This is a genomic window from Nitratidesulfovibrio liaohensis (assembly GCF_011682075.1).
Taxonomy (GTDB): domain Bacteria; phylum Desulfobacterota; class Desulfovibrionia; order Desulfovibrionales; family Desulfovibrionaceae; genus Cupidesulfovibrio; species Cupidesulfovibrio liaohensis.
In genome coordinates this window covers 1-4,893 of the sequence record NZ_VSMK01000198.1, presented here as the reverse complement: position 1 = coordinate 4,893, position 4,893 = coordinate 1, and the positions used below count along the sequence as shown (strand labels likewise).

The window sequence follows — 4,893 nt, the reverse complement described above, 5'->3', positions numbered from 1 at the left end:
ACCATGACCACGTCGCGCCCGGCGCGCATCAGGGCCAGGGCCAGACGGGCAGCCCCGCCCATGCCGCTGCGGGCCACCTCTATCCGCAGGGCCTCTGCCAGGGCATGCGCCCCGACGGAATGGCCGCCGCCGGATGCGGGTACGGCAAGGCCGGACGCAGCCAGCCGGGATGTCAATTGCTCGAAATTCACGGTGCCTCCGTGCCCCCGCGCGGCAATGCCCTTCACGCCCCATCAGCAGGGGGGCGTAACGGTGCGCAGGTGAACGGCAAAAGGCCGCTTCGCCCCTATTGCGCGCGGCGCGGGCACGGGGGAAGACGGCGTGGTTGTCGTGTGGTGCGCGCGGCGCGTGCCGTGCGCAGGGCGGGACCTTACCCGGTTCGGTCATGCGGCGCAATGGTCCGGCTCACACCCGGTTCATACCAGCCATGCTGCGCAATGGCCTGGATCCTGCCCGTCATGCGGAAAAAGGGCCCGGTCCGCCACCCCCTTCCAATGCGCAGCGCCCCGAGGGCCGAAGCCGCCGGGGCGCGTGCGAGAACGGGGGAAATGCCTAGATGTGGCCCAGGATGCTCATGTCGTCGTTGGACAGCAGCTTGTCGAGGTCCAGCAGGATCAGCAGGCGATCCTGCAACTTGCCCACGCCGCTGATGTACTCCGACTCCAGCCCGGCAACCACCGGTGGCGGCGGCTCGACCGTGCTCGCGGGAATGCGCAGCACTTCCGAAACGGAATCCACCACGAACCCGACAATCATGTTGTTGATCTCGATGACGATGATGCGGGTATGCTTGTCGTGGCTCTTGGAGTCGAGACCGAATCTGCGGCGCAGGTCGATGATGGGAATGACCTTGCCGCGCAGGTTGATGACGCCCTCGACGAACTCCGGCGCGCGGGGAACCTTGGTGATCTCCATGGTGCGGATGATTTCCTGCACCTTGAGGATGTCCACCCCAAATTCCTCATCGCCGATACTGAACGTTACGAGTTGCAGCAGTTCATCATCCTGCTTCTTCTGCGTTGCATCCATGACCAGCTCCTTGGTGCGGGTAGCGACAGTTGCGGCAGTCCGGGCGACGAACGCCGCGACCGCACGCACAATCCTATGCGGAATCATCTTTCAAGGCAAGCGACACCCCCGCCCCATCTTCCTTTCGATGTGCCGCATTGCGGCCATGGGGCTTGATAATCATGCCGCCGTGGCGTAAAAGGTGGCTGCACAGCCCAACCAGTCCGTTTGCCCCGTAACGCCACGCGCACTCCGCGCGTTGGCCGTGCGCCATGTGCGCGCACGCGGGCAGCAGGGACCTGCCGAGCGCACCCCATCCAGAGGTGGTCGCGCCGGTGCAAGCATGCGGAAACGGTGACGCCACCGGACCGCACGGGCGGGTGCACGAGCGACCAATGACGCCCGAGAGAGGCAGGCGGCCGGCCCGGCGACCGCCCCGGCACCACAATGTCCACCGATGCGGAGGAATGCTGCCGATGGCGCATATGTTCCCCTTCCCCGACGACCTGCCCCTCGCCCTGCAAATCAAGGCTCTCGGTGACGAGGAGTTGCTCGACTTCTGGGAGGAGACCCAGTTCCTCGAAAAATTTCTGGAAGAAGACTTCAACGTGCAGCCGCAGCACTCCGTGGAGTACGAACGGCTGATCCTGCAGGAACTGCAACTGCGATCCTGTAGACGCAGCCTGGACCGGCGCCCCTAGGCAACACGCCAGACGCCGCCCAGGCACACCCGTCATCGGAGCCGCCAGCCGGAACCTGATGCCGGCAACGCGGAAAGGGCCGCATCCCGACCATGGGATGCGGCCCTTTCCGCGTTGTGCGCCCTGCACGGACGAACCGCGGGCGGAGAAGAACGACGGACGGTTGCGAGCAGGCGGCGGGAGAGCGGACAGCCCACAACCTGTCCCGAGTTGTCCAACCGCGCCGAATCAGGTCAACCGGGCATGCCACCCCTTCCATACAGCGGCAATCGGCCACGGCTGGCAGCCGCACCCGCGCCGATGACACACACCCGTCCAATGCAAAGGCCCCCGCCGGAATCTCCGACGGGGGCCTTACATATTCAATGTCGCCCGGCTACAGGCTGGCGGCGCGGCCCACGCAGAAGTAGGCAAAGCCCTGCTCGCCCATGAACGACGGGGAATACAGGTTACGGCCATCGAACAGCACCGGCGCGGTCAGCAGTTCCTTCACCCGCTCGAAGTCGGGGTTGCGGAACTGGTTCCACTCGGTGACCACCAACAGCGCCTGGGCGCCCCGGCAGGCCTCGTACTGACTGCTCACGATCTCCACCAACGGGTTGTCGCCGATGAGCTTCGCGGCGTTCTCCGATGCCACCGGGTCAAAGGCCCGCACCCGCATGCCGTGGTCGGTCAGGTCCTTGATGATGGACAGAGCCGCCGCCTCGCGCATGTCGTCGGTGTTGGCCTTGAAAGCCAGGCCCCACAGGGCCAGCGTCTTGCCCGCAACCCCGCCCTGCGGCGCGAAGTAGTCGCGCACGCGCCGGGCCATGGACACCTTCTGGCGGGCGTTGACGTCTTCCACGGCGTCCAGCAACTGCGGCACGGCCCCGGCTTCGCGCGCGGTGTGGATCAGCGCCTTGACGTCCTTGGGAAAGCACGAGCCGCCGTAACCCACGCCGGGGTAGATGAAATGGTAGCCGATGCGCTGGTCCGAGCCGATGCCGATGCGCACCTCGCGCACGTCGGCCCCCACCTTTTCGCAGATACCGGCGATTTCGTTGATGAACGAAATCTTGGTGGCCAGCATGCAGTTGGCGGCGTACTTGGTCATTTCCGCGCTGCGGGTGCCCATGACGATGAGTTTGTCGCGGCTGCGGGCAAAGGGTGCGTACAATTGGCGCAGATATTCGGCGGAGCGTTCATCCTCCGTGCCCACCACCACGCGGTCCGGCTTCATGAAGTCGTTCACCGCGTCGCCTTCCTTGAGAAATTCGGGGTTGGACACCACGTCGAAGGCGATGTCCGCGCCGCGCGCGGCCAGTTCCTCGCGGATCAGGCCGCGCACCCGGTCGGCGGTGCCCACCGGCACGGTGGACTTGTCCACCACGATGAGCGGGCGGTGCATCAGGCGGCCTATCTCGCGAGCCACCTGGTCCACGAACGACAGGTCGCACGATCCGTCCTCGCGCGAGGGGGTGCCCACGGTGATGAACACGAACTGGGCGCGCTCAAGGCCCTGTTCCAGGCTGGTGGTGAAGACCAGGCGTCCTTCCGCGTGATTGCGGCGCACCAGTTCCTCAAGGCCGGGTTCGTAGATGTGCACCTTGCCGGCGGTCAGGGTTTCCACAACGGCGGGGTTCACGTCGACGCAGCAGACGTTGTTGCCCATTTCAGCAAAGCAGGCGGCGCTAACCAGACCGACGTAGCCGGTGCCGACAATGCAGACGTTCATGCGATCCTCGTTATGTTTCGTGCGGGATATGCGAATGTGTGGGCGGCAGTGGCTACCGCCGATGATTGAGTGGTCATCTGATATACGCCCCCTGCCCTACATCGCAGCCCCGTCGTTCGTCAACGGATGAGCAAGCGCCACTGCACACATGAATGATGGGCGAACGGCACAAGCCCCCCCCACAGACACGGCACTCAGACGCCGCGCCCCGGTACCCGGCCCCAGATTTCGATCAGACGCCGACCGGACGTTGCGCCCTTGACTTCACGCCCGCCAGGGTGTGAAAATCCCGCACATTCGGTATGTTCACCCAAGGAGCCACCATGCCCGTTCTCGTCGTCAACGTGGACCACGTCGCCACCCTGCGCCAGCAGCGCAAGGGCAAGGAACCGGACCCGCTCACCGCCGCCCACCTGTCGGAACTGGCGGGCGCGCGCGGCATCATCGTGCATCTGCGCGAAGACCGCCGTCACATCCAGGACCACGACGTGGAATTGATGGCTCGTACCCTGAAGACCCGCCTGCACCTGGAAATGGCCGCCACCGAAGAAATGCAGGCCATTGCCCTTGCCCGCCAGCCGTACATGGTTTGCCTGGTACCCGAAAAGCGCGAGGAACTGACCACCGAGGGCGGGCTTGCCGTGGCCGGGCGCGAGGCGTTCCTGAAAGACTACCTGGCCCCCATCCACGCCCGGGGCATCCTGTCCAGCCTGTTCATAGAGGCGGACGAGGCGCAAGTGCGGGCCGCAGCCGCCATCGGCTGCCCGTACATCGAACTGCACACCGGCCACTTCGCCGACGCCCCCACCCGCGCCGCCCAGCGGGCCGAACGCGACAAGATCGTGCGGGCCATCGGCCTTGCCCGTTCGCTGGGGCTTGGCGTGAACCTTGGTCACGGGCTGAACTACGACAACATTTACGAGTTCGCGAACGTGCCGGGCATCAGCGAGTTTTCCATCGGCCATTCCATCGTTGCCCGCGCGGTGTTCACCGGGTTCGAGCGCGCCGTGGCCGACATGGCTGCCATCATTGCCCGCTTTCCGGCGTAGGCTCTGTTTCTGAAGTGTCTTTTCGTCCGTTGGCTTCCGACCCGAAGGGCGCAAAGCGTGGCCGTTAGGCGAGAACGCGAGCCTTACGCCCATCGATCGCAATTCAGAAACAGCGCCAACCACGCCCCGCCTTTGGCACACGGCGAACCCAACGCAGTCCATCTATTATGATGCACCAGCCCGCACACACCGGAGACAGCGCATGATTGTGGGCCTCGGCATCGACATCGCGGAGCTTTCGCGCATCGCCAGGGCCTGGGAACGCCACGGTCGGCGTTTTGCCGCGCGCGTGCTGCACCCAGCGGAACTGGCCTGCCTGCCCGCCGCGCCCGTGGCCTTTCTGGCCGCGCGCTTCGCCGCCAAAGAGGCCGCCGTCAAGGCGCTGGGCACCGGCTTCTCGCAGGGCATCGGCCCGCGCGAC

Annotated in this window: 6 protein-coding genes; 3 read left to right on the top strand and 3 right to left on the bottom strand. The window is 65.6% G+C overall.

Going from position 1 to position 4,893, the window contains the following annotated elements:
• Positions 1–191, bottom strand: a 191-nt coding sequence (locus FVW27_RS07905) for a hypothetical protein (RefSeq protein ID WP_167124139.1), incomplete at its 3' end; no start/stop codon positions are given.
• 361 nt (positions 192–552) lie between these two features.
• The gene (locus tag FVW27_RS07900; RefSeq protein ID WP_007521528.1) at positions 553–1,029 is read right to left on the bottom strand and encodes a chemotaxis protein CheW; all 477 of its coding nucleotides are present in this window, start codon (positions 1,027–1,029) and stop codon (positions 553–555) included.
• Positions 1,030–1,484: 455 nt separating this feature from the next.
• Between FVW27_RS07900 and FVW27_RS07895 the strand changes: the two genes are divergently transcribed.
• Positions 1,485–1,709, top strand: coding sequence for a hypothetical protein (locus tag FVW27_RS07895; RefSeq protein WP_012611434.1), 225 nt, complete (start codon positions 1,485–1,487; stop codon positions 1,707–1,709).
• Positions 1,710–2,085: 376 nt separating this feature from the next.
• Here FVW27_RS07895 and FVW27_RS07890 read toward each other — a convergent pair whose 3' ends face one another.
• On the bottom strand, positions 2,086–3,423 hold the full coding sequence (locus FVW27_RS07890; protein WP_167124138.1) for a UDP-glucose dehydrogenase family protein: 1,338 nt from the start codon (positions 3,421–3,423) through the stop codon (positions 2,086–2,088).
• A gap of 323 nt (positions 3,424–3,746) precedes the next feature.
• On the opposite strand from FVW27_RS07890, the gene FVW27_RS07885 reads away from it, so the two are divergent.
• The gene (locus FVW27_RS07885) at positions 3,747–4,472 is read left to right on the top strand and encodes a pyridoxine 5'-phosphate synthase (protein WP_167124136.1); all 726 of its coding nucleotides are present in this window, start codon (positions 3,747–3,749) and stop codon (positions 4,470–4,472) included.
• Between the two features lie 202 nt (positions 4,473–4,674).
• On the top strand, positions 4,675–4,893 hold a 219-nt coding region (gene acpS, locus FVW27_RS07880), incomplete at its 3' end, for a holo-ACP synthase (RefSeq protein ID WP_167124134.1).

What these genes read in the sequence shown, in the direction of transcription:
- FVW27_RS07900 (WP_007521528.1), bottom strand. Translation starts at nt 1,029, where the DNA reads ATGGATGCAACGCAGAAGAAGCAGGATGATGAACTGCTGCAACTCGTA.
- FVW27_RS07895 (WP_012611434.1), top strand. Translation starts at nt 1,485, where the DNA reads ATGGCGCATATGTTCCCCTTCCCCGACGACCTGCCCCTCGCCCTGCAA.
- FVW27_RS07890 (WP_167124138.1), bottom strand. Translation starts at nt 3,423, where the DNA reads ATGAACGTCTGCATTGTCGGCACCGGCTACGTCGGTCTGGTTAGCGCC.
- FVW27_RS07885 (WP_167124136.1), top strand. Translation starts at nt 3,747, where the DNA reads ATGCCCGTTCTCGTCGTCAACGTGGACCACGTCGCCACCCTGCGCCAG.